This is a genomic window from Blautia hydrogenotrophica DSM 10507 (genome assembly GCF_034356035.1).
In the GTDB taxonomy this organism is placed as follows: domain Bacteria; phylum Bacillota; class Clostridia; order Lachnospirales; family Lachnospiraceae; genus Blautia_A; species Blautia_A hydrogenotrophica.
In genome coordinates this window covers 57,307-80,179 of the sequence record NZ_CP136423.1, presented here as the reverse complement: position 1 = coordinate 80,179, position 22,873 = coordinate 57,307, and the positions used below count along the sequence as shown (strand labels likewise).

The following is a 22,873-nucleotide window of genomic DNA, read 5'->3' as shown; positions in this document are numbered from 1 at the left end:
TCAGGCCATCTGACGGCTTGCTAATTGATAAAACACCCCTTTCTTCTGCATGAGTTCCTCATAATTTCCCTGTTCTACAATCACTCCTTGATCCATAACAAAAATCCTGTCACAATCCATAACTGTACTGAGACGATGCGCAATGACCATGCGCGTCGCTTTCAAGCCCGCAAGGCTCTCACAGACCATGGATTGTGTCACATTGTCCAGCGCTGATGTCGCTTCGTCAAAAAATAAAATCTTCGGTTTTCCTACAATCGCCCTTGCAATCAGAATTCTCTGTTGCTGTCCGCCCGAGATTGTCCCGCTGTTCTCAGATAGCACCGTATGAAGTCCCATCGGCATATCTTTAATATCTTTTTCCAGTCCTACTTCCTGAATAACCTGCTGTACTCTCTTCATTGTCGTATGGGGAGCTGTAATTGTAATATTCTCATAGATGCTTCCCGAGATCAAATTACCGTCCTGAAGCACCACGCCGAATTTTTTTCTCAATTCCCTCTTATCCATACTGTCAATATCTTTTCCGTCATAAAAAACTTTTCCTTTTTGCGGACGCTCAAACCCCAGAAGAATCTTCATCAGAGTAGACTTTCCGCAGCCGGACGCTCCCACGACGCCAATATACTCTCCTGGTTTAATATGAAAAGAAACGTCTTTCAGCACAGGGCCTGACTCTTTATCATACGCAAATGTTACGTTGGAGACCTCCACATCTCCAGTAAGAATCCCTGGCAGTACTGTGTTCTCCTCATACTCCGGTAGAGCAGACAGAATAGGTCTGCACCGCTGATACGCAGGTACCACTGCATTTACATCCAAAAAAGAGGAAACTACCTGCAGCATAGCCCCGGAGAAAGAACCAAACGCTGTCATAAACGCCATAAAACTTCCGACACTCAGCCCCACATTTTTGCGAATCATAATATAATACAGTACAATAGAAAAAAATACCTGCAGCGCCGCTATCAGACTATCCACTACAATGCCCATTTTCTCTTTTTTCATGTAAATTTTTCTGGATTCCGCATAAGGCTTCAGGTATTCATATAGAGCCCGGTTTTCCACCCCTGCAATTCTGATTTTGGCGATTCCCGATAAAAACTGATACATAATAGAAGACAACTTTCCGTCTATTTCCATTTTCTTACCTTCGTACCGGGTCTGCCGGTATCCGATAAAACCAATCAGGAGCATAGCTGCCAAAATCATGACAATCGACACTTTCGCCAGATTTTTAGAATACTGAAACATTCTCCATAAATATAGCAAAGAAAAAACACCGCTTAGAAGAGTTTTCACCATGACATCTGCCATAACTTGAAAGATCGTCGTGATTCCCATGGCTCTCGAAGCCAAATCTGCGGATTCGTATTCCCGGAAAAAGCTTTCCGGAAGATTGAACAGACGATCGTAGGTAGCGCTTTGTACCGCATATTCCATTGCATTCATGCTTCGAAAGGTTGCTAAATTTTTCACAATTGTAAATGTGAGATTTCCTACCGTACACGCCAAAATCACCATGCAGATCTGCACCAGCCCGCTGCTGTCTGCCATCGGTATGAACTTGTCATATAACTGTTCATTTATCATAGGTAACAGCAGCCCTATCAGCGTTCCGATAAGCGCCATAATGCCGATATTCACAAAATCTCTCACATAGGCACTTTTCAGCCCGAAAGTCAGCAATTCCTTCCATCCGATTTTTTTGTTGGGATACGGCCGGTAAATCATATCTGCTTTGGGCTCTAAGCTGTCCGCAAATTTCTGATCTACACGGTAATTTTTTCCCGTAGTTACGTCATGAGCGGTATAGGCGCCCGGTCCTGCCGGAACACAGGCCACAGGCAGCCTTCCCTTGGCCGTATACGCAATCATCGGCCCTGAATCCTTCTTATACCAATTTTCCTCTAAGACAATTTCTCTGCTGGTAAAATGGGATAATCTCCCGATATCCCAAAGGCTGAATTTCTTTCGGCAGCTTTCTTTGACCTTCTCAAAAGGAGCAATATATACTCCCATGAAATCACAGACAAAGGCCGCGGCGTCATACATCCGGTTTCCGCTTTTCGGTGTATTCTGTCTATGTCTTTTTTTCCGGAACATATCCAAAATAATCTGCAGGCCCTTCTCGTATGTACTTTCCTGTTCCAGTGAAGCTGCGTAGATATATCCTTCTTCTTTGATAATATTGATATTGTACTGTTCTGCTATTTCTTCCTCAAATTCATCCGCTGAGAAAAGGCGAAGCTGTATCAGCTTCGCAAATTCCATTTTCTCCTCGTCCATATTCTCCGGCTTATAAGGATGAATTCTGGCCTCTTCCAAAGCCACCAGGCCGAACCGCCAGATTCCAAGTTGCTCATGTTCCCAGGCAAAAGCCGGTATTTTATCTCCTTCTTCCGCCTCATACAGCAGAAATCTTCTTCCTGGTTTTCCCTCTGCATATGGCACTATGTAAATCAGAACATGTCCCTCGTCAACACGAAAGGCCATTTCCGTCTGATCAGTCAGGAACATTTTTCCGCCTTTTAGATAAACTGATTCCATACAGTCTCCTCCTAAATATTCTGAATTAATCTTTGGTAATGGCCTTCCTGAGTTTTCAGTTCCTCATGTGTCCCTCTCTGCACAATCTTGCCTCTGTCCATGACAATAATTTCATCGCAATCGCGAATCGCTGACAATCTGTGAGCTACAATCACACAGGTACATCCCCTTCTCTTAATATTGTCAACGATCTCTTTCTCAACCAGAGGATCCAGGGCGCTTGTCGCTTCATCCATAATCAAAATCGTCGGATTCGTCACCAAAGCTCTGGCAATTTCCAGGCGCTGCCTTTGTCCTCCTGACAAATTAGAACCGCCTTCCGTCAATTCGTACTCATACGCCCCTGGTTTTTTCGTGATAATATCATGAATACAGGCATCCTTTGCCGCCCGGATCATATCCTCTTCCAGGACACTGCTGCTCCACATGGTTAAATTATCCCGGATCGTTCCGGAAAATAAAGTGATATCCTGACTGACTGTCGATACGCTGCAGCTTAAAATTTCTTTTGGAATCTGTTTCAGAGACATCCCGTCCATAAAAACATTTCCGCTCCAGGGAAGATACAACCCGCTTACAATCTTTGACACAGTAGATTTTCCGCACCCGGAACTCCCCACAAACGCGATGGAGCTCCCACTTTTCAAATGAAAATTAAAATTTTCCACCAGCGGACGTTCCAAAATATTATATCCAAATGAAACATCTCTCAACTCCACCTCACCCGTCAGTTTCGCCGTCATAGGAATTTTTTCTTCCGCCTCCTCAAATTTCCCATCCTGTTCATATCTCATAATGTCTTCCACACGACTCATATCCGCTTTCAAAGTCTGGATTCTCTGAATAAATCCCACCAGCTTATTTACAGGCTCGATAAAAGAAGCAAGAAGGCTCGTGTAAGCCACCAACATACCTGCCGTCATCTCTCCTTTGATAACCAACAGTCCCCCAAACATCAGAACCAGAACATTCGCGATCTCAGTAAACACCTCCGGAACCGCGTTTAAAATCTGCTGCAGCTTTCCCAGCTTTTGCTCCATCAAAATTGTCTTCGCGTAATACCCCAAAACACGGCTGACATACTCATTCTCCGCTCCCGACGCTTTCAGCGTGCTGGTGATATTCAGACCCGCAAATACAGCTCCGATCATCTTCCCCTGATCCTGCTGCATTTTCATCGTGGAATTCGCAATGGCATTGGAACTTACTTTCATCAGTACCACATTAATTCCAATACTGACAATGCCAATCAAAGTCAAAACGGGGCTGTACAACAGCAAGAGCACCAGATAAAACACCGCCACAAAGATATTTAGTACCGTCTCCGCCAGATCTCCGGCCAAAAACACGCTTACGTTATTGTTGTTTTCCACACGCTCTGCCAGATCTCCGGCATATCTCTGGTCAAAAAATCCCATGGGGAGCCGAAACATATGTGACAGAAATTTATGGGCCGAGATCATAGACATTTTGTTTTGAAGGCGCTGAAGCAAAATTCCCCTGTAAAACATAAGCGCCGCCTGAAACAGCATGGTAAATCCCATAATACACAAAAATACAGTTGTCCACTTATCATTTCCGCCCAGCAGAATATCATCTATGAAAATCTGAGAAAATACCGGAATGATCAACCCCGGAAATACCAGCAGCAGCCCAATGCTTACCAGCGCGAGAATAGACAAATACTGCCCTTTCAGCCTCTCTTTGACAAAAGAAAAAAATGTCCGCTCCTTTTTCGTTTTTTGAAAATTTTCCGTTTTCTCAAAAGTCAAAACAATTCCGGTGAATGCCGCGTCCAGTTCCTCGTAGCTTAGCTTTCTCCTTCCCATTCCGGGATCGTTGATATAATAGTATTTCCCTCTATGGCCTTCAAAAACGACGAAGTGATTAAAATTCCAATGTATAATACATGGAGGTTCTACTTCCAATAAACTGTCCAGGGACTTGCGGTAGCCTTTCACCTCCAGGCCAAATTTTTTTCCCGCGCGCATGATGTTCTTTGCATTGCATCCGTCTCTGGACACGCCAGTTTCTATACGCATCTGCTCCAACGGTAAATATTTTCCATAATAAGCTAAAATCATCGCTAGGGACGCTGCTCCGCATTCTGTCGCCTCCATCTGATAAATTGTCGGCGTTTTTGCATAAAGTTTCCCCATGTCACACCTCTTTGCCTGACTCTGCCGCCAAATTTCCTGTGCTACTTCCGTCAGCATCTGAACCTGCCTTAATCGTAAGCTTTTCTTTCAAATAAGGCAAAAGCATCGTAATCGGAGCTTTTTCCTCTGTTACAATATTGGCCGTCAGCATCGTTCCCTCTGTTACTTCAATATCAGCACCTTTCTTGCTGGACCATGCGTATCCGCTGACTGTGCTGTCATCTTCCTGCAAAGTACAAATCACCTCAAGAACCGGACCCGTATTCAAAAATGCCTGAACTAAAGTCTCATCTCCTAATTTTTTCTTCATCTCATTAGAAGAAATCACATAATCTGAGACTGCCCTGACTGTTCCTCTCATATGGCCATATTCCTGTGTATTCACAGTCGTAGGATAAACCATAACTTCCATTCCTGCTTTCACCTTTTTGCCTTCTGAGACAGGAATATAGCAGATGACTTCCTGACTGTCCTCCTTCTGCTTGATTTTGATAATCTCAGAACCGGCACCGACAATACTTCCCATATCCGCGACTAGTTCCTGCACTTCTCCTTCTGTCGAGGAAACAATTTCGTATTTTTTAAGGTTCTCTGTACATTTTTTCAGTTCTGTTTCCAGGCTGTCCAAAACCGACTCTTTGGTGGCTGTGAAAGAATTCTGAAGACTCGCGCTTTTCATATCCATTTCCTTTTTAGCCTGTTTTGTCTGGATCTCCAGATTTTCTACCTCCTGTTTCATCGACTCATACATGGATTTTTCCGTAGAATACTCTGACATAGCCTGAGAATACTCGTTGTTTGCCGCCGTCTGGTCTCTCGTAGCAAACTCCTGAGAAGCTAAAATGTCTGAATACTGTGCTTTTGCCTGTTCGAAGGCCGCTTCCGCATTTTCATATTCCATTCCATATCTCTCGTATGCCGCTTCCGCCGCAGTATAGACACTCTCGGCCGAGCTTAACTCCATCTGAGCCTGTCCATAGGACTCCGCCGCGTCAGCCAATTCCTTCTGAGCGAAATCCGCCTGTTCCTGAATTCCTTCTAGTTCAGTCTCCATCTGATTGATTTCTGTCTGCATCCGGTCGATCTCGCTTTGTTCTGCGCCCGCCTGCACCAATCTGTTCAGTTCTTCCTGCTTTCCCTGAAGCTCGGCCTTTTTCTGATTCAGCCTTGTCTCAATCGCCTGTGTACTGGTCTGAACCATATAATAGTTCTGCTCCGTTAAGCTGTAACTCTGATCGGCAGCGTCTTTTTGCGTCCTTGCCTGCTCATACTGGGAATAGGCGCTTTCATAATATTGTTTCGCGCTGCTTAAGTCTGCCTGCGCCTCGGTGTATTCCAACTGTTCCTGAGCGCCGGCTCCTCCGATCGAGTCATAGTACTGTTCTTTTAATTTGTCTGCCTCCGCTTTTTTCTCTGAAACTTTATTTTTCTGACTCTCTAATTCTTTTTTCTTCTTTTCAAAAGTCTCTTTGCTTTGCTCGTAGGTGGCCTGAAGGGGCGTAAATTCACTTTTTATATCCAGCAGGGATTTGTTGTCCGAGGTAGCTTTATCCCCTTTACTCTTCAAGGTTACGTCTTGAACGGAAGAAATCCTTTTGGAAAGATTCTTCTGCTCCTGGGCCAGTTCTCCTCCGCCAATATACGCGACCACCTGATCTTTCTTTACATAATCTCCATCTTCTACATTCATCTTTGTCACGACACCCGAAACTTCCGAATAAACTCCCCTCGTTCCATCATCGCTCAGATAAATCCCATTCGTCTCCACTTTTACTGGCAATTTTCCAAAAATCCCCCACAGCAGAGCTACAACAACAATCAAGACTCCTCCTGCTAACGCAATCCAGAAGGAAGGCGGGGTAATAACAATCGCCTTATCCAGTTGTTCCGGTGATGACAGTTTCTCAATCGCTGACTTTCTAAATAAATCAGACATTGTTGCCTCCTAATCTTTCGTTTATAATTCTCTTTAATTTATCCAGGGAACGCTTGGCAATTACCCGGACATTTCCCTCCGTGATCTGCATTTCTTCCGCAATTTCTCTTGCCCCCTTTCCCTGATAGTACTTTTTTACAAGAATTTTTCTTTCTCTCTCTGACAGTCTTTGCAACGCCCAGGAGATATCTTCCTTCATCTGTCTTTGAAAAACCTCTTTCTCCACGCTAATCTCACAAGAAGACTCATATATTTCTACAGAATTTGTCAAAATTTCATCTTTTCGATCTCTATAATAATTTTTTAATCTGTTATTTGTAATCGCAAAAATCCATGTTTCCATACTGCTTTTTTCCTTTTCATATGACCCTCTGTTCTTGTATAAATTTAAAAAAATATCTCCCGTCAATTCTTCCGCATCTTCCTGCGATGAAATCCGTTTGCTGATATAAGCAATAATTCTATTTTTATACTGTTTATATAGATTTTCAAACTGGATATCTTCCATCTTATCTACCCTTTTACAGTCTTTCCACCGCCAAAACAGTAATATCGTCCGCCTGCTCCGAATCCTGCGCAAAATTTTCAACCGATACAACAATCTTCCTGACTGTTTCATCTACCGTCTTCTCCGTACAGTCTCCGAGAGCTTCCATAAGGCGTTCTGCTCCATACATATCTTTTTGAGGATTTTCCGCTTCTGTTATCCCATCCGTATATAAAATTAACTTCTCTCGTTTTTCCAGAATTATTTTCTCCGTTTTATATCGTATATTCCGCATTCCCGCCAGAACAAATCCGGATTTTACCGGAATTGGAATGACTTCTCCGCTCTTTTTGCAAAGATAAGGCACATTATGCCCTGCATTGCTGTATTCAAATTCTCCCGTATTCACATTGAGAATACCGAGAAAAGCCGTGATAAACATACCTTCATGATTGTTCTCTTCTAACTGATTGTTAGCATTCTTCAATATCTCTCCAGGCTTCATCTTTAAAAACGCCTGATTGCGTATGACCGCCCGTCCACTCATCATAAACAGTGCGGCCGGAACCCCTTTTCCTGAGACATCTGCTATCAGAACTGCCAGATGTTCCTCATCAATGAAGAAAAAATCATAGAAATCTCCTCCGACTTCTTTTGCCGGAAACATTTCCGCATAAACTTCTATTTCTTTTCTGTCCGGAAAAGCAGGAAATTTATTGGGCAGAGCTGATAACTGAATTTTGCTCGCCACATCCAGCTCTGCTTTTACTTTTGCCGAACTGGCTGATACGGTCACCACCTTGAAGATGGACCAATATATTAAAATGTAAATAAGAATCAGCGCAGTAATGATTGTAACTGCAATCAAAAAATTTCCAGGGTCTACAGCCATTAGTGTAATTCCATAAGTATCCAAAGTCCCTTTCACAACCTCAAATGCTATGTAGGCGAGACAGGAAATCGTAATAATATGTACAATCTGTTCTCTGGCGGTCTCCAAAATATTTTTCAATGAAGTTTCTAGAAATTTTCTATAGATACAGATAATACAAAAAAGCCATCCAAAATCTATCAGACTTCTCACAATAGGCACCGGCTGATTCCGCAAATAACCGTTATCGCCATCGGAAAAGAAAATATAAGTAATTTCTGAAAAAAACTGAAAGGTTACGGCCACCACCAACATAAACAACAGCGATACGAATACCTTTGTACTTCTTTTTCCCCGATAAATAACCAAAACAAAAGCAGTGGCGATCAGGGCCGGCATCATATTTTGAACCACATGGACAAGAGTTACGCCGCTGTAGTACATCTGCACGATGGCTCCGCCTTCACTCTGAAATGCTTTCTGATCTAAAAATGCAATCATCTGCTGCGCCGCATACTGAATTCCCATTCCGAACAAAAAAGCGGACAGCCCCGCTACTCCCCAGTACACAACGGCAGTTCTCTGCGTCTTCTCAAGTTCCAACGTCTTAGAAATCATAAACGCCATAAATATTATAATCTGCAGATACATGATTCCCATATAAAGACATTCCCGGATTACATGCCCATCCATATTTTTTCTCTGTCTCCTTTATTTGAGCCGCCGAAGCGGCTCCTTTTTTAGCGTACAGGCCTGCGATGCTGATAGCGACTCGCTCCACCAGATACTTTTTCCATCTCTTCCGGAGTGATTTCTCTATCTGTCTTCTTTTCTTTCCGAAGCTTTTTCTCAGCGTCTGTCTTCCATTCTTTCTTCATTTTTTCACCACCCTTCCCTTAAAAATCTATCTGCGCCGTCAGACGCGCACACAAAAAGGACACTGCAATGCCCTATTGACATCGCAGTGCCCTTATAAGTGTTTCTATGCCAAAAAGACAGACTTTTAACTATCTGTCTGTCTGTCTGTCTGTCTGTCTGTCTGTCTGTCTGTCTGTCTGTCTGTCTGTCTGTCTGTCTGTCTGTCTGTCGCGAGTATAACGATTTCCAGCCATTTTTGTCAATCCTTTTTTATAACAGTTTTCTGCCCTGAAATTTCATTATTATTATAGCATACCTAATTTTTCCTTACAAGCGTGAAATCAGACTGACAGCACATGACCACAGCAATTCAGGCAGCCGCTAAATGGCGTATACCTGAACTGCTGCGCGTATCCTTTATCAATTCATTTGTTTTATGATTGTAATCTGGTTCTCCCCTCCTACCCTTTCATACTCTATGGAATCTACCAGTTTTTTCATCATAAAAATCCCCAGTCCTCCCGCCTTTCTTTTTTCTGCCGGCAGGGAAACATCCGGCTCTTTTTTCTTCAGCGGATTATAGCTCTTTCCATGATCTGCACAGATCAGTTTCAGACAGACGCCTCCTTCTGTCTTCCAGAACTCATAGGAAATCCTGATTATTCCGTGCTCTTCCCCATAGGCATAATTTACAATATTGACCATCAGCTCTTCCAACGCTATATTCAGCTGTCTTCTCTTTTTTTCTGAACACTCATTTGCTTCCATTTCTCTTTCAAGGCTATGCATTACAGCTGCCACCGCCTCTTTCGTGGCAGGAATTGTCCATTCTCTCATCCTTTGTCCCACACTTTATTCAATCGTTAAAATATCAATAAAGCCTGTCATCTCCAGAACTTCTTCCACCGTCTCATTGATATTGACACAGATCATCTCTTTTCCCTGACTGTTTGCTTTTTTCTGTCCATTCAGCAGCGCGCGCAGGCCTGCACTGGACACATATTCCACATCCTCAAAATCGACTGTCACCACTGACTCCTTTTCCAAAAGCTCTAAGAGCGCCTGCTCAAATGTCTCTGCCGTATAAGTGTCGATTCTTCCTTCCACCTGAAGAACCACTCCCAAATCATTTTTTCTATTTGTTATCTTCATTTCTCCCAATTTCTCTCCTTACATAATCTGTTCTTTCACCCAACTTTTTCAAAAATTCCTCCTCGACCCAAGGAAAAATTTCATTATTCAGATAACCTGAATACCTGGACCTGCATATGTCAACCACTGCTATCTTGATCTTTTCCGTTTCCAGCCAGTCCAGCAAATGGTTAATTCTGTTTTTTATCCTCTCTTTATCCGGCTTCGCATCCGGTTTCACAAACTCCCGATATTCCAGATAATATCTTCCATCCTTTTCTTTCGCCTGCATCAGCCTTTTGGGAAGAATCCGAAACGGATGATAGAGATTTTCCCAATACTCCTCATAAGCTTCTCTTGTAATCTCCATCTGTTTCACACCCGCCGTGCTCAGGGAATCATCCCAACAAAAATAATCTAAATCCAGATCCAAAACCACACTTCTTTCTCGTTCCGTCCAATCATTTAGACCGTTTTCTCTGAGCGTATAAAAACTGTAATCTGGATTTTTCTCTCTTTTATATCCACTGTGAACAAATGGAATATACTTTCCCTGCCTGAGATGGCCTTTTCCCACACGCTGTACAAAAAATTCCATCTCTGTGCACGGTTTGGGAAGCAGATTTTTCATTATATGAACGGTATCAAAAATCCCCTGATATAAGGCAGGCGTAATAAAATCTGCAATCCCCAGTTTTTCATAGGTAAACGTCCTGATCTGTTCGAGAGACTCCCAGGGAATCCGAAAATCCCAGTCATATCCGCCCGCTTCCATATCATCATGATGATCTATATGCAGCAAGTAATTGTGCTTCGGTGGTATCAGTCCGCACTCTATAAAATAATTCCAGTAATAAAAAGCTTCATGATGCTCTTCCATGATATATACAGGTATTTTACTCATAAATTTTCCTACTTATCTTCCCATTCTTCTTGAATTTTTTTGATAACCTTCGGCGCTGCGATTAAAAACCAGGCGCAATATTTTTCAGGATGCATCTGAAGATCTCTGGACAGCTCATCCAATTCCACCCACCTTACTTCGCTGATTTCATCTGGATTTGCCTGTACTTCTCCTCGGTATTTTCCCAAAAATACATGGTCATACTCATATTCTGACAATCCATCGCCATACACTGCACGGTAAACGAAGCTGTCAATTTCCCGAACCTCAGGCTGAATTCCCAGTTCTTCCGACATTCTTCTGTCCACGGCTTCTTCCAGCGTCTCCCGGTCTCTTGGGTGGGAACAGCAGGCATTTGCCCAAAGCCCTCCGGAATGATATTTCTCCGGATTTCTTTGCTGAATCAGCATTTTCCTGCCATCATACAAAAACACCGAAAAAGCGCGATGCAACCTTCCTTCTCTGTGCACTCTCATTTTCTCCCCGGAACCGATTTGATTATCAAAAATGTCTACTAATATCACTCTGTCTTCCATATCAATCCCTCCATAATTCACAGGTATTTTCACCCATATATAAAGCTTTATTCATCTTTAGATTTACTGCCATACACGGAAGGCAGTTTCTGCGAAGACTACAGGCGGAACAGGGTTCTTCCATTCTTTCTTCCACAGTTCTCAGCTTTTGCACCGTTGACGAAGTTTTCCAGTACTCCATTAAGTCTTTTGTATTTTCCTCAATTTCAATATGTCTGCAGGGAGTAATTTCCCCATCCACGGTAATCGAAACGGCATCTCTTCCTGCTCCACAGCCCCGCGTGACTCCCACGTTTTTGTTGAAGAAAAAAGTCTTTCCCACGAGGGCTCGCATCTGGGAAAAGCAGCTCTCTATCTCAATTTTCACAGGGCCTTTATATCTTTTTATCACGGATGACACCGTCTTCATCTGTTCCACAGTGGGCAGACTTTTCCTTTGATTCGCCGCGTCCGGTTTAAATACCATGACCGCGATCGCGCTCACTCGATAATCCTCCGCTAGCTTCAGCATCTCCGAAAAAGTATCCGCATTGCTGTTGTGCATCACCCAGTTGATACACGTCCTGGGAAATCTGCCCTCTTTCAGCACTTCCAATGCCCGAACCGCAAGATCAAACCCATCCCTTGTCAGACTGTTTTTCTCTCTGGACGGAGCATTTAAGGAAACACAGATTTCCCCGATTCCATCCTGAATAAACTGCTCCAACTCCGATTTCGTAAAACGATATCCCGACACCGCAATATTAGGTTCCATTCCCTTCTCTGCAACGCTTCGTACTACTTCATGAATATGCGGGTAACACATGGTCTCACCGCCGCTTAAATTAATGGTCTGCACCTTCGCTTTTTCAGCTTCTCTTATCCAATGTTCTGCCAACTCCAGGGGCAGGTCTTTTCCTCCTTCCAGAGTGCAATAACACTGAGGACATCTGAGTGGACATTTCGTCGTCAGTTCCAGATTCATCAGACACGGAGTCTCATAGACCAGCGGCTCCACATAGGGAATCGTCCCCTGCCGCAAATAGGCCTTCGCATCTGTGACTCTTCCGTCCGCAAAGGGAAGCTTAAAATGTGAGATATCATTTTCTATAAACGGGGTGTGTGAAGGATACCTTTGAATCCATCGCTTGACATCTTCTGCTTTTGATTCCAGACAGAGCTTGTTTTTCACCAAAAAATCAAGAAATTCTGTGACCGTACTTTCTTTTTTATTTCGAGTTCCAAAATTAATCCCTATCTTTTCGGAAATCCCTCTCGAAAACACGTCGAAATCCAAAATAAACTGTTTTCTCTCTGCGTAAGGTTCCAGTTTTGTGAGCCATTTTTCTAATTCTTCAATATTTCCTTCCCATTTCAATTCTCTGAGATATTCTAGAAAATCATTCTTACTCAATTCACTGGTAAACAGACGAACGGATTTTTCCCCTCTTCCCTCCATAATCCCTAGTTGAAACAAACTTTCATTCTTTCCTTTTAAAAGGCCAATGCAGATATCTAACATTGGTCGAATACTCTGAATCTCTTCTTCTGTCAATTTCTTTCGAAACACCCGCTCATAGATCCAGTCATTTTTTTCTCCGGGCACAGCCTTTTGAGCGTCTACAAACCAACAAGGTTCAATAGGCAGCTTTCCACAAGCCGTATCGTCCAGTTCCAGCCAGTATTCTTTCATATGGGGATCTTTTTCCATTTCGACTTTTATGGAGTAATCACAAGTTCTCTCTTTCTGTGCCAAATGTACTTCTTGTATGGTTTCTCTTACATCCAAATCTCCATACTGGTCTTTGATATTCTCCCATCCTTTTTCACATGCTTCACGAAACAGTCCCGTATACTCTTCCGCGCTCAAATATTCTATAAATTCTTTTATCTTTGCCACGCATTTTCTCCTTTAATTCATACAGGTTTCATTAATTAATACACCGCACCAAAAAAAATGTTACATTTTCTCAAATTTTGTAACGTTTTTTGTATTTTCGTGTATTAGAGTACGTAACTTATATAAAAACATCTTTAGTATTATAAGGAGAATAATTATGAACGAAGCATTAATCAAAGAAATTTTTTCCGATGAAGCCTTTCTTAAATCTTTATCCGAAATGGAGACCGCAGAAGAGGTTCAGGCTGCCTTAAAAGAAAAAGGCCTGGATTTATCCATCGACGACATCTTAAAAATTCAGAAAACACTTACCTCACAGGAAAACGGAGAACTATCCGAAGATGAGATGGAAAATGTTGCCGGAGGTTTCGCGATTACAGCCGGAATCGTTTCTGCCATCGCCGGTGTTATCGGTGCGACAGCCAGTGGTGGTACCTTTGTACATACCTTTACAAGAGGAAGGTGGTAATCATGAACGAAGCGTTAATCAAAGATATTTTTTCTGACGAAGTTTTTGTAAATTCACTTTTGGAATGTGAAACTGCTGAAGAAGTAAAAACTGCTTTAAAAGAAAAAAATCTGGATTTATCCATCGATGATATTCTTTGCCTGCAAAAAATGCTTGCTGCAAAAGCATCTGAAGAACTGCAGGAGGATGAATTGGAAAATGTTGCCGGAGGTTTCGCAATCTCCGCAACCGTTATGGCCATACTTGGCGTCTGCGGCGCCACCGCATCCGTTGGCGGATTTGTAAATACTGTCACGAATAGAAGATGGTAAACTAATAAAAACCTTGATTTGCCTGATTTTCAAAGGCATCTCAAGGTTTTTTCATCACAGCCGGGAACTTTCTCGCTCCCGGCTGTCTTATTCTTTTTTCAGAATCAATACAACTTCGCTCCCGCCGGAATCCGGTCATCCACCATCAGCAGGTTCAGCCCTTCTCTTCCTTCCACAAGGTGGGTCGCTGAGATAATCATACCGCAGGAATCAATTCCCATCATCTTCCTCGGCGGTAGGTTCACGATCGCAATCAAGGTCTTCCCAACCAGCTCTTCCGGCTCATAATAGTCGTGAATTCCGCTTAAAATTACGCGGTCCTCTCCGCTGCCGTCATCCAAAACGAATTTCAGAAGCTTCTTGCTCTTTGGCACCGCCTCGCATTCTTTTACCTTCACAGCACGGAAGTCCGACTTGCTGAAGGTATCGAAATCCACCATATCCTCAAACAAAGGCTCCACTTCTACCTTAGAGAAATCATAAGCCTCTTTCACTTCAGCAATTACTTTTTCCACTGTCTTTTCAGCCGGAGCAGACTGTACCGCATTGTTTGCTTCATTCTTTGCAGCGCCCTGTGACTTCATGGTTGGGAATAAAAGTACATCCCTGATTGCAGCACTATTAGTGAGCAACATACACATACGGTCAATTCCAAAACCGATTCCTCCCGTCGGAGGCATTCCGATTTCCAACGCGTTCAGGAAATCTTCGTCTGTGTGGTTTGCCTCTTCATCTCCCTGAGCCAGAAGCTCCTCCTGCGCCAAAAATCTCTCTCTTTGGTCAATCGGGTCATTCAACTCTGAGTAGGCATTCGCCATCTCCCAGCCATTCATAAAGAATTCAAATCTCTCCGTATACTCCGGATTTTCCGGCTTTTTCTTGGTCAGCGGAGAGATCTCGATGGGATGGTCCATAACGAAGGTAGGCTGAATCAAATGTTCCTCCGCAAACTCCTCGAAGAACAGACTGAGAATATCTCCCTTCTTATGCCTCTCCTCATACTCCACATGGTGTTCTTTCGCCACTGCTCTTGCTTCTTTCAGCGTGTGAATCTCGTTAAAGTCCACACCAGAATATTTCTTTACAGCGTCCACCATGGTGATTCTCTCAAATGGCTTACCCAAGTCCATTTCTATTCCATTATAGGTAATCTTGGTGGTTCCCAGAACCTCCTGAGCCACATGACGGTACAAATTCTCCGTCAAGTCCATCATGCCGTGATAATCTGTGTAAGCCTGGTACAGCTCCATCAAGGTAAACTCCGGGTTATGACGGGTATCCAGTCCCTCGTTGCGGAAAACACGGCCGATCTCATAGACTCTCTCCATGCCGCCCACAATCAATCTCTTCAAATATAATTCCAGTGATATGCGAAGCTTAAAGTCCTCATCCAGAGCATTAAAGTGAGTCTCAAAAGGACGGGCAGCCGCACCGCCTGCGTTCGCCACCAGCATCGGAGTCTCCACTTCCATAAAGCCCTGTGCATCCAAATACTTTCGGATACTGCTGATGATTTTAGAGCGTTTGATAAAAGTGTCCTTCACTTCCGGATTCATAATCAAATCTGTATATCTCTGGCGATAACGCAGATCTGTGTTTGTCAGTCCATGATACTTCTCCGGGAGTACCTGAAGACTCTTTGACAACAGAGTAACCTCCGCGGCATGGATAGAAATTTCTCCGGTCTTTGTGCGGAAAACTTCTCCTTTTATGCCAACAATATCGCCCACATCCATCTTCTTAAATTCTTTGTAGGCTTCCTCGCCCAGACTGTCTCTGGCTACATAGGACTGAATCTGTCCTCTCAGGTCCTGAACATGGCAGAAAGAAGCCTTGCCCATGACACGTTTTGACATCATCCTGCCCGCGACAGATACGGTTTTCCCTTCCAGCTCTTGGAACTGTTCACGAATATCTTCGCTGTGATGGGTGACGTCATATTTCATAATTTCAAATGGGTTTTTTCCATTTGCCTGAAGGTCCGCCAACTTTTCTCTACGCACCTTCAACAACTGATTAATATCCTGCTCCTGCTTCTTCTGTCCTGCCACTCTTTTCACTCCTTCTATATTTATCTTAGACGTTTCTCTGAATTTCCAATACTTTATATTCCACCATACCAGCAGGCATCTCAACTTTGACTACGTCGTCCACCTTCGCTCCGATCAAAGCTTTCCCTACAGGAGACTCATTAGAAATCTTTCCCTGCAGGCTGTTTGCTTCTGTGGAACCTACGATCTTGAATTCAATCTCCTCTTCATACTCATAATCGTACAGCTTCACTTTGCAGCCGACGCTAATCTTATCCAAATCTACTTCGTCCTCAACTACAACCTCTGCATTTTTCAGAATTTTTTCAATCTCCTCAATTCGAGCCTCAATATCTCTCTGTTCATCCTTTGCAGCATCGTACTCCGCATTCTCAGACAAATCTCCTTGTTCTCTAGCCTCTTTGATCTTCTGAGCTACTTCTTTTCTTTTTACCACTTTCAAATCATGCAGCTCTTCTTCCAGATTTTTCAGGCCCGCATACGTGAGTAAATTCTTCTTTCCTTCCATTTTTCAGCTAACTCCCTTTCCTTACATTATATCTAAAACACTCGTCAATTTTCTTTCTTTTGTGCTACTCTCATCTTCATCTCTTCTTTATTTCTAAAGATATTTGCAATTCCAGTATTATAGCGAAAACTCCCAGAAATGTCAAGATTTAAGCCATTTTCACACTATAAAAAGGTAACTATTCAGCCATAACAGCTCGAATTGGCTGCTACGCAGCTTATATCTCCGCATATGCGACTAAATCCTCGCTTATGGCTAAACACCATATGCCTGATAAGAACAAAATTCCTCTGCAAGCAAGCTTGCTCCGAATTTTTGTTCTTATCAGTCGCATAGCTGAATAGTTACATAAAAAGGAATCCTCCGCTCACAGTCACAATCAATCCACTAGGGATGTCATCAGTTCCTCCAATTGAGAATAAGCTTCCACCCGATTTACTTCACGGCGAAGTCTGGCGGAGTGGGGCAGACCCTGTGTGTACCAGGCCACATGTTTTCTCATCTCCCGAATTCCTGTGTACTCACCTTTATATTCAATCTGAAGCCTGGCATGCCTCAAAATCATTTCCACAATCTGAGACCGTCCTGGCCTTGGTAAGAATTCCCCTGTCTTCATCCAGTGATTGATTTCCCGGAAAATCCATGGATTTCCCTGAGCCGCACGTCCAATCATAATTCCGTCACATCCCGTCTCTTCCAGAAGTTGAACTGCCTTCTGTGGAGAATCCACATCTCCATTTCCAATTACCGGAATCTGAACTGCCTCCTTTACTCTCCTGATTGCATCCCAATCCGCATGGCCTGAATAATACTGTTCTCTTGTTCTTCCATGCACGGCAATTGCCGCTGCTCCCGAATCTTCAATAATTTTCGCGATCTCCACCACATCCACCGGATAGCCCTCAAAGCCTATCCTCACCTTGACAGTGAGGGGCTTTCGAATCGCACCAGATACCTTTGTCACAATCTCCCGAATCAGTTTTGGATTTTTCAAAAGCGCGGAGCCTTCCCCGTTATTTACCACTTTGGGAACCGGACATCCCATGTTGATGTCCAGAATCTCAAAAGGACGCTCCTCGATCTGAGTGGCAATCTGAGCCATCAAATCCGCATCCGAGCCAAAAAGCTGCAAAGACACCGGATGCTCCGCCGGATGAATTTCCATTAAGCTCTCTGTATTCTTATTCTTATAATAAATGGCCTTGGCACTTACCATCTCCATGCACAGCAGACCCGCGCCCATCTCTTTACATAACAAGCGAAATGGCAGGTCTGTGACTCCTGCCATTGGTGCCAATATGAGGGGATTGTCCAAAACCACTGTTCCTATCCGCAGACTCATTCCACTTCCTCGCTGTCCGCTTCTTCCCCAAGGAAGAAAACTCTATAGTACAATTCCAGAGACTCCAAAAATTCCCTCTTCTCCCGCTGTATCTGTTTAATCTTCAATGCGCTTCCAATCTCATCGAAAAAAGCATCCGCCTCCAAAGCTTCCACCTTGAATTCCAATTCTCCGGTTTCCGTAAATTCCAAAGTCAATATCCCGCCGACATCTTCTGTAAACAAAACGCACATAATCTGCAATTCCTGCCTGATCTGTTCCGGCAGTGCCTGAAAATCCGGGTTAAAATAGAATTTCTGTTCATAAGCGCTGGCCCCGCAAAGCACAACATTTTCCTGATACATGAATTTCTCCTCATCTATACATAGCCATAAAGTCCTCGCACTGAGACCTCTCCAGCCATCACCTTCACTACGGTTCCATCTTCTTTTTTCACTGAAAGGCGTCCACTTCGGTCAATTCCTCCGGATACCCCTGCAAACTCTCCGCTGGGATCTAAGACCTTCACCTGGCGTCCATGGTTAATTAACATTTGATTATACGTTTCTGCCAATTGACTAAGATCATTGGTCTTCGTATAAATTTCATAGTTTTCCTCGAATACCTCTATGACTCTAGCGATAATCTGAGCTCTGGGAAAAACTTCTTTCTTTTCTAGATAGAAAGAAGTCGCAATCTCTTTTAACTCAGGAGGCAAAACACTTAGGTTCACATTAATTCCCGCGCCAATCACCACATAATTCACATAATCCACTTGGGCGCTCATCTCCGTGAGAATTCCACAGATCTTTTTTCCAGAAACCACGACGTCATTGGGCCATTTAATCCAGGCATCCAGTCCCATCTCTCTGCATATCTGGGCTACGGACAGCCCCATAACCAGAGTCAGCATAGGAGCTGCCTCCGGCATAAATTGGGGCCGCAGCAAAAAAGTCGCGGCGATATTGGCTCCCTTAGGATTTTTCCAAGTCCGTCCTCTCCTCCCCTTGCCGGCCGTCTGCTCGTCAGCCAGTACTACAGTACCATTGGGTGCCCCCTCCTCGGCCAGTTTCTTAGCCCAGGTATTCGTGGAATCCACCGACTCCTGATAATAAAGCTCCTTTCCCAGCCATTTGGAGGAAAGCCAGCTTCTCACCTCATCTGTTTTCATCAAATCTGGCAGTTCTATCAAGTGATACCCTCTGTTCTGTACCGCCTCAATCACATAGCCCTCTTCCTGAAGTTTTTTTATCCGCTTCCAGATAGCCGTTCGAGAGACGCCCAGACGATCACACAGTTCCTGCCCTGAGACATAATCGTCTGTCTCCCTTAATATCTTCAGCAATTCAGTTTTCATCCGGTTCTCCCAACGTAGCCAAAATTACAGCCTTAATCGTGTGCATCCGGTTCTCTGCTTCCTGGAAAACTTTCGACTGTTCAGACTCAAAAACTTCATCTGTTACTTCTAACTCTGCCAGTTGGAATCTCTCTCCCATTTCTTTTCCAATCTCTGTTTTTAAATCATGGAAAGCTGGAAGGCAGTGAAGGAAAATCGCTTCCTCTGCTGCGTTTTCCATAACTTTTTTCGTCACTTTATAAGGCGTCAGCTCTTTGATTCTCTTCTCCCACACCTCGTCCGGCTCACCCATAGATACCCAGACATCCGTATAGATCACGTCTGCGTCTTTCGTACCCTCTTCTACATTCTCTGTGAAAGTCAGAGTGGCTCCACTATCCTTCGCATATCCTTCACAAATCTGAATCAGTTCGGAATTTGGAAAATATTCTTTGCTGGTGCAGGCCACAAAATGCATACCCATCTTCGCACAGGCAATCATCAGAGAGTTTCCCATATTATAACGGGCATCTCCCATATACACCAGTTTAATACCCTTCAAACGCCCAAAATTCTCTCGGATTGTCAAAAGATCTGCCAACATCTGTGTCGGATGATACTCATTCGTCAGCCCATTCCACACCGGCACTCCCGCATATTTCGCCAGTTCTTCCACGATTTCCTGGCCAAAGCCACGGTACTCGATTCCTTCGAACATACTTCCCAACACTCTGGCCGTATCCGCAATACTCTCTTTCTTTCCGATCTGAGAGCTTTTCGGGTCCAAATAGGTAGTCCCTATTCCCAGATCATGAGCAGCCACCTCAAAGGAACAACGAGTTCTCGTACTGGTCTTCTCGAAAATCAACGCTATATTTTTTCCTCTATGACAGTCCATAGGAATTCCAGCTTTTTTCTTTGCCTTTAGATTTGCCGCCAAATCCAACAGATAAACAATCTCTTCTGGTGAATAGTCCTTCAATGTCAAAAAATTACGTCCTTTTAAGTTCATGAATCTTCCTCCTTATGTATATTAGCTATTTATAAATTACTGCTCACAGTAACATTGATTACTCTCTGTGCAAAATCTGGAAAACTCTCTGTGTTCTCCAAGGTCTCTACTCTCTTTTTGATCTCCCTTAACAAGTCTTTCACTGTATAAACGCGATACTTTGGAACTCTGCAAAGCTTCGCTGTAGCCTCTAAAACAGACAGGCAGAGCTCTCTGTAATCCCAGTCTGTCAGCCTCAGTTCTGAAGCTATCTTAGGGAGTTCCTTCTCAATAAATTTTCTAAGTGATTCCTTCTCGTTCCTCAGACTTGCCAGATACATCAAATAATCCGTCTCTTCTTCCTGCTCATCAAGATAATAAATCCGTCCTCCAAGTCCGTAGACCGCTCTGAGACCGTCAAAATATCCGATCACCATATTGCGTTTGCTTTTCTCAGAGTCAAAATCAATAATATTTCCCAGATCAACCCTAGGTTCAATCGTCGTTACGGTTGTTCCATCCGGTATTTTAACCGGTTTATATCTACCAATTCCAAAAATGCGAATCAACAAAATATCCTTATATTCTCTTTTAACCAGACAGTCCAATGGCACATTATCAATAATGCCGCCGTCCATATAGGTTTTTCCGTGAAGTTTCTCATTTTTGAACACTGGAAAGATGTAAGCGCTGGCCAACAGCATATCCGGTATCAGAGCAGGGTCCAGCTGTCTTACATCCACGTCCAGTTCCTTCATCTCATCCAAACTAAATGTCTTTAAATAAAATTCCACCGGCGAATGTGAAATCTCGTTCACATCAATAGAATCTTCTATAAGCTTTTTCAGAGGAGTAATATCCATGCCGCCCTCTTTTACCTTTTGAAAAAATAAGTTTACGGTTTCCCGAAGCGTCAATATTCCATCAAAAAATTCTTTCATCAGGGTATCGTCCACATCCATGATCTTCGAATAAGAAATATTTTCCCAAATGTGTTCGGCCTTTTTCAGATCTCCCATGCACATCAATGCGCCATTAATCGCCCCCACACTGGTTCCAGAAATTCCTTTTATTTTCACTCCGGCCTCCCGAAGCGCTTTCCATACACCGATCTGGTAGGCTCCTTTAGCGCCTCCACCTTCCAAGACCACTCCGTATTCCCTCTCCAAATCTAAGACAGGCTTCACTCTACATCCTCTCCTCTAATTTGCCGCTTGATCGTCACTCTTCATCACTTCTTTCAGAGAAGTCGCAAGTCCAGCGAGTCCCTGTATCTCTGAAGGAATAATAATTTTTGTAGATCTTCCATCAGCCACCTTTTCAAAAGTCTCCAAACTCTTCAAGGTCAGCACCGCTTCATCTGCTCCCGCCTGACGTATCATGCGTAGTCCATCCGCTGTCGCCTGCTGCACCTTTAAGATCGCTTCAGCCTGGCCTTCTGCCTCCCGTATCATTTTTTCCTTTTCAGCCTCTGCCCTCAGAATCGCCGCCTGTTTCTCAGCCTCCGCATCCAAGATCGCTGACTGTTTCTTTCCCTCGGCAACTAAGATTGTGGAATGCTTCTCGCCCTCTGCAATCAGAATCGCCTCTCTTCTTTCTCGTTCCGCCTTCATCTGTTTTTCCATAGCGTCCTGTATTGCCGCCGGCGGCATGATATTCTTGAGCTCCACGCGATTGACTTTAATTCCCCACGGGTCTGTAGCCACATCCAAGGAAGCTCTCATCTTCGTGTTGATCGTCTCCCTGGAAGTCAAAGTTTCATCCAACTCCATGTCACCGATAATATTACGCAGCGTCGTGGCAGAGAGGTTCTCTATCGCCATGATTGGATTTTCCACCCCATAAGCAAAGAGCTTAGGATCTGTAATCTGAAAGAAAACCACCGTGTCAATCTGCATCGTAACATTATCTTTCGTAATCACAGGCTGAGGTGGGAAATCCACTACCTGTTCTTTCAGGTTTACTTTCTTGGCAATTCTCTCGATAAAAGGTATTTTAAAATGAATCCCTACTCCCCAAGTAGATTGGTAAGCACCCAAGCGTTCCAAAATCACTGCATGTGCCTGGGGTACAATTTTGACGCAGGATGCCGCCACTACCAAGACCAAAACAATGAAAATCAGTAACAAAATCATAAAATCTCCTCCTTTCGGCGCTTTACAATCAACTTCACGCCTTGTACCTTCACAATAGTTACCACTTCACCCTTCTCAACCGTCTCTTCATCTTTTTCTGTGCGAACTGTCCATTCCATCCCTCTCACTTGCGCCTTTCCCGTCTCTTTCAAGTTGTCGACTTTTTCCAAAATCACTGCGCTTTCTCCGATCAGACTGTCCACGTTTGTCTTTTCTCTGTTGGAATTCATAAACCGGATGGCCCAAGGTCTCGTAAAAATCAGCAATACCAAGGATATCACCAAAAATAGGAGTACTTGAATAACCAGATTCACCTGAAAAAAAGAAGCGATAGCTGCCACCAAAGCGCCCCCGGCGAACCAAATCGTCGTAAGGCCGACTGTCATTGCCTCCGCTAGTAGCAGCACCGCTACCAGCCCTAACCATATCATCGGAGTCAT

22 protein-coding genes are annotated in these 22,873 nt (G+C 43.7%); 2 read left to right on the top strand and 20 right to left on the bottom strand.

Annotation, left to right across the window (positions count from 1 at the left end; translation table 11 throughout):
- The 11 genes from BLHYD_RS00390 to BLHYD_RS00340 all read right to left on the bottom strand — a co-directional run bounded on the left by BLHYD_RS00390 (position 1) and on the right by BLHYD_RS00340 (position 13,311).
- On the bottom strand, positions 1 to 2,550 hold the full coding sequence (locus BLHYD_RS00390; protein WP_005946686.1) for an NHLP bacteriocin export ABC transporter permease/ATPase subunit: 2,550 nt from the start codon (positions 2,548 to 2,550) through the stop codon (positions 1 to 3).
- 11 nt (positions 2,551 to 2,561) lie between these two features.
- On the bottom strand, positions 2,562 to 4,709 hold the full coding sequence (locus BLHYD_RS00385; RefSeq protein ID WP_005946685.1) for an NHLP family bacteriocin export ABC transporter peptidase/permease/ATPase subunit: 2,148 nt from the start codon (positions 4,707 to 4,709) through the stop codon (positions 2,562 to 2,564).
- 1 nt (position 4,710) lies between these two features.
- Positions 4,711 to 6,645, bottom strand: a complete 1,935-nt coding sequence (locus BLHYD_RS00380; RefSeq protein ID WP_005946684.1) for an NHLP bacteriocin system secretion protein — start codon at positions 6,643 to 6,645, stop codon at positions 4,711 to 4,713.
- Positions 6,638 to 7,153, bottom strand: a complete 516-nt coding sequence (locus tag BLHYD_RS00375; protein ID WP_005946683.1) for an RNA polymerase sigma factor — start codon at positions 7,151 to 7,153, stop codon at positions 6,638 to 6,640. Before BLHYD_RS00375 ends, BLHYD_RS00380 begins: the two co-directional genes overlap by 8 nt.
- Before the next feature lie 13 nt (positions 7,154 to 7,166).
- Positions 7,167 to 8,696: a PP2C family protein-serine/threonine phosphatase gene (locus BLHYD_RS00370; RefSeq protein ID WP_005946682.1), complete on the bottom strand. Its 1,530-nt coding sequence runs from the start codon at positions 8,694 to 8,696 to the stop codon at positions 7,167 to 7,169.
- Between the two features lie 47 nt (positions 8,697 to 8,743).
- Complete coding sequence (locus tag BLHYD_RS00365; protein ID WP_005946681.1) at positions 8,744 to 8,881, bottom strand: hypothetical protein; 138 nt, start codon at positions 8,879 to 8,881, stop codon at positions 8,744 to 8,746.
- A gap of 400 nt (positions 8,882 to 9,281) precedes the next feature.
- Positions 9,282 to 9,698, bottom strand: coding sequence for an ATP-binding protein (locus tag BLHYD_RS00360; RefSeq protein WP_005946679.1), 417 nt, complete (start codon positions 9,696 to 9,698; stop codon positions 9,282 to 9,284).
- Positions 9,699 to 9,713: 15 nt separating this feature from the next.
- Entirely contained in the window at positions 9,714 to 10,013 is a 300-nt protein-coding gene (locus BLHYD_RS00355) for an STAS domain-containing protein (protein WP_005946678.1), read from the bottom strand.
- A complete protein-coding gene (locus tag BLHYD_RS00350; RefSeq protein ID WP_005946677.1) occupies positions 9,997 to 10,896 on the bottom strand; it encodes a peptide arginase family protein in 900 nt (299 codons plus the stop codon). The genes BLHYD_RS00355 and BLHYD_RS00350 overlap by 17 nt, the downstream gene beginning before the upstream one ends.
- Positions 10,897 to 10,904: 8 nt before the next feature.
- Positions 10,905 to 11,432, bottom strand: a complete 528-nt coding sequence (gene idi, locus BLHYD_RS00345) for an isopentenyl-diphosphate Delta-isomerase (RefSeq protein WP_005946676.1) — start codon at positions 11,430 to 11,432, stop codon at positions 10,905 to 10,907.
- 1 nt (position 11,433) lies between these two features.
- On the bottom strand, positions 11,434 to 13,311 hold the full coding sequence (locus BLHYD_RS00340; protein ID WP_005946675.1) for a radical SAM/SPASM domain-containing protein: 1,878 nt from the start codon (positions 13,309 to 13,311) through the stop codon (positions 11,434 to 11,436).
- Positions 13,312 to 13,468: 157 nt separating this feature from the next.
- Here BLHYD_RS00340 and BLHYD_RS00335 point away from each other — a divergent pair, with 157 nt between their 5' ends.
- Together BLHYD_RS00335 and BLHYD_RS00330 are read left to right on the top strand one after the other, a co-directional pair.
- Positions 13,469 to 13,780 (top strand): Nif11-like leader peptide family RiPP precursor, encoded by a 312-nt coding sequence (locus BLHYD_RS00335; protein WP_005946674.1) that lies wholly within the window; start codon positions 13,469 to 13,471, stop codon positions 13,778 to 13,780.
- A 2-nt stretch (positions 13,781 to 13,782) separates the two neighbouring features.
- Positions 13,783 to 14,091: a hypothetical protein gene (locus BLHYD_RS00330; protein WP_005946673.1), complete on the top strand. Its 309-nt coding sequence runs from the start codon at positions 13,783 to 13,785 to the stop codon at positions 14,089 to 14,091.
- A gap of 104 nt (positions 14,092 to 14,195) precedes the next feature.
- Here BLHYD_RS00330 and lysS read toward each other — a convergent pair whose 3' ends face one another.
- The 9 genes from lysS to BLHYD_RS00285 form a co-directional block, all read right to left on the bottom strand.
- Positions 14,196 to 16,142 carry a lysine--tRNA ligase gene (gene lysS, locus BLHYD_RS00325; RefSeq protein WP_021845459.1) on the bottom strand — a complete coding sequence of 649 codons (1,947 nt, stop codon included), beginning with the start codon at positions 16,140 to 16,142 and terminating at the stop codon, positions 14,196 to 14,198.
- A 25-nt stretch (positions 16,143 to 16,167) separates the two neighbouring features.
- Entirely contained in the window at positions 16,168 to 16,650 is a 483-nt protein-coding gene (gene greA, locus BLHYD_RS00320) for a transcription elongation factor GreA (RefSeq protein ID WP_005946671.1), read from the bottom strand.
- Between the two features lie 379 nt (positions 16,651 to 17,029).
- Complete coding sequence (dusB, locus tag BLHYD_RS00315; RefSeq protein WP_005946670.1) at positions 17,030 to 17,992, bottom strand: tRNA dihydrouridine synthase DusB; 963 nt, start codon at positions 17,990 to 17,992, stop codon at positions 17,030 to 17,032.
- Positions 17,989 to 18,336, bottom strand: a complete 348-nt coding sequence (locus BLHYD_RS00310; protein WP_005946668.1) for a DUF6145 family protein — start codon at positions 18,334 to 18,336, stop codon at positions 17,989 to 17,991. The genes dusB and BLHYD_RS00310 overlap by 4 nt, the downstream gene beginning before the upstream one ends.
- A gap of 14 nt (positions 18,337 to 18,350) precedes the next feature.
- Positions 18,351 to 19,328: a biotin--[acetyl-CoA-carboxylase] ligase gene (locus BLHYD_RS00305; protein WP_005946666.1), complete on the bottom strand. Its 978-nt coding sequence runs from the start codon at positions 19,326 to 19,328 to the stop codon at positions 18,351 to 18,353.
- Positions 19,318 to 20,319, bottom strand: coding sequence for an ornithine carbamoyltransferase (gene argF / locus BLHYD_RS00300; protein ID WP_005946664.1), 1,002 nt, complete (start codon positions 20,317 to 20,319; stop codon positions 19,318 to 19,320). Before argF ends, BLHYD_RS00305 begins: the two co-directional genes overlap by 11 nt.
- A 29-nt stretch (positions 20,320 to 20,348) precedes the next feature.
- Complete coding sequence (locus tag BLHYD_RS00295; RefSeq protein ID WP_005946662.1) at positions 20,349 to 21,485, bottom strand: patatin-like phospholipase family protein; 1,137 nt, start codon at positions 21,483 to 21,485, stop codon at positions 20,349 to 20,351.
- 15 nt (positions 21,486 to 21,500) lie between these two features.
- Entirely contained in the window at positions 21,501 to 22,433 is a 933-nt protein-coding gene (locus BLHYD_RS00290; RefSeq protein WP_005946661.1) for an SPFH domain-containing protein, read from the bottom strand.
- Positions 22,430 to 22,873, bottom strand: coding sequence for an NfeD family protein (locus BLHYD_RS00285; protein WP_005946659.1), 444 nt, complete (start codon positions 22,871 to 22,873; stop codon positions 22,430 to 22,432). The genes BLHYD_RS00290 and BLHYD_RS00285 overlap by 4 nt, the downstream gene beginning before the upstream one ends.

What these genes read in the sequence shown, in the direction of transcription:
- BLHYD_RS00330 (WP_005946673.1), top strand. Translation starts at nt 13,783, where the DNA reads ATGAACGAAGCGTTAATCAAAGATATTTTTTCTGACGAAGTTTTTGTA.
- BLHYD_RS00375 (WP_005946683.1), bottom strand. Translation starts at nt 7,153, where the DNA reads ATGGAAGATATCCAGTTTGAAAATCTATATAAACAGTATAAAAATAGA.
- BLHYD_RS00350 (WP_005946677.1), bottom strand. Translation starts at nt 10,896, where the DNA reads ATGAGTAAAATACCTGTATATATCATGGAAGAGCATCATGAAGCTTTT.
- BLHYD_RS00370 (WP_005946682.1), bottom strand. Translation starts at nt 8,696, where the DNA reads ATGGATGGGCATGTAATCCGGGAATGTCTTTATATGGGAATCATGTAT.
- dusB (WP_005946670.1), bottom strand. Translation starts at nt 17,992, where the DNA reads ATGAGTCTGCGGATAGGAACAGTGGTTTTGGACAATCCCCTCATATTG.
- BLHYD_RS00305 (WP_005946666.1), bottom strand. Translation starts at nt 19,328, where the DNA reads ATGAAAACTGAATTGCTGAAGATATTAAGGGAGACAGACGATTATGTC.
- greA (WP_005946671.1), bottom strand. Translation starts at nt 16,650, where the DNA reads ATGGAAGGAAAGAAGAATTTACTCACGTATGCGGGCCTGAAAAATCTG.
- BLHYD_RS00290 (WP_005946661.1), bottom strand. Translation starts at nt 22,433, where the DNA reads ATGATTTTGTTACTGATTTTCATTGTTTTGGTCTTGGTAGTGGCGGCA.
- argF (WP_005946664.1), bottom strand. Translation starts at nt 20,319, where the DNA reads ATGAACTTAAAAGGACGTAATTTTTTGACATTGAAGGACTATTCACCA.
- BLHYD_RS00285 (WP_005946659.1), bottom strand. Translation starts at nt 22,873, where the DNA reads ATGACTCCGATGATATGGTTAGGGCTGGTAGCGGTGCTGCTACTAGCG.
- idi (WP_005946676.1), bottom strand. Translation starts at nt 11,432, where the DNA reads ATGGAAGACAGAGTGATATTAGTAGACATTTTTGATAATCAAATCGGT.
- BLHYD_RS00310 (WP_005946668.1), bottom strand. Translation starts at nt 18,336, where the DNA reads ATGTATCAGGAAAATGTTGTGCTTTGCGGGGCCAGCGCTTATGAACAG.
- BLHYD_RS00355 (WP_005946678.1), bottom strand. Translation starts at nt 10,013, where the DNA reads ATGAAGATAACAAATAGAAAAAATGATTTGGGAGTGGTTCTTCAGGTG.
- BLHYD_RS00390 (WP_005946686.1), bottom strand. Translation starts at nt 2,550, where the DNA reads ATGGAATCAGTTTATCTAAAAGGCGGAAAAATGTTCCTGACTGATCAG.
- BLHYD_RS00360 (WP_005946679.1), bottom strand. Translation starts at nt 9,698, where the DNA reads ATGAGAGAATGGACAATTCCTGCCACGAAAGAGGCGGTGGCAGCTGTA.
- BLHYD_RS00385 (WP_005946685.1), bottom strand. Translation starts at nt 4,709, where the DNA reads ATGGGGAAACTTTATGCAAAAACGCCGACAATTTATCAGATGGAGGCG.
- BLHYD_RS00335 (WP_005946674.1), top strand. Translation starts at nt 13,469, where the DNA reads ATGAACGAAGCATTAATCAAAGAAATTTTTTCCGATGAAGCCTTTCTT.
- BLHYD_RS00380 (WP_005946684.1), bottom strand. Translation starts at nt 6,645, where the DNA reads ATGTCTGATTTATTTAGAAAGTCAGCGATTGAGAAACTGTCATCACCG.
- BLHYD_RS00365 (WP_005946681.1), bottom strand. Translation starts at nt 8,881, where the DNA reads ATGAAGAAAGAATGGAAGACAGACGCTGAGAAAAAGCTTCGGAAAGAA.